The 404-nt window shown below is 64.4% G+C and carries 1 protein-coding gene; it reads left to right on the top strand.

The genetic code is table 11. The annotated features are described in order from the left end of the window. Positions 1-404, top strand: a 404-nt coding sequence (locus tag GFC01_RS18450) for a glutathione S-transferase N-terminal domain-containing protein (RefSeq protein WP_194175051.1), incomplete at both ends; no start/stop codon positions are given.

Below are 404 nucleotides of genomic sequence, written 5' to 3'. Positions count from 1 at the left end.
AGCTGGAACAGAATGACACCCGCCAGCAGATCCTGCGCTATTCGCCTTCGGGCAAGGTGCCAGCACTGCTGCTGGACAAGGTGGTGATCAACGACAGCCTGGCCATCTGCGAGTACGTTGCCGGTGCCTATCCGGCGGCCAACCTGTGGCCCCAGGACCCGCTGGTCAAGGCCCAGGCCCGCGCTGCCGCGGCGGAAATGCACTCCGGGTTCGTCAACCTGCGTACCCAGATGTCCTTCGGCCTGAACACCGGCGATACCCCCGAGCCGCTGACCGCCGACACCCAGCAAGAGATCCAGCGGATCTTCGACATCTGGACCAACCTGCGCCACGCCAGCGGCTCCAAGCAGTTCCTGTGCGGCGACTTCGGCATCGTCGATGCCATGTTCGTACCGGTGGTGTTC

Origin of the sequence: Desulfofundulus thermobenzoicus (genome assembly GCF_009428905.1) — a bacterium.
GTDB classification, from domain to species: domain Bacteria; phylum Bacillota; class Desulfotomaculia; order Desulfotomaculales; family Desulfovirgulaceae; genus Desulfofundulus_A; species Desulfofundulus_A thermobenzoicus.
The sequence above is the reverse complement of the archived record's forward strand: the minus strand, read 5'-3'. Positions and strand labels throughout refer to the sequence as shown.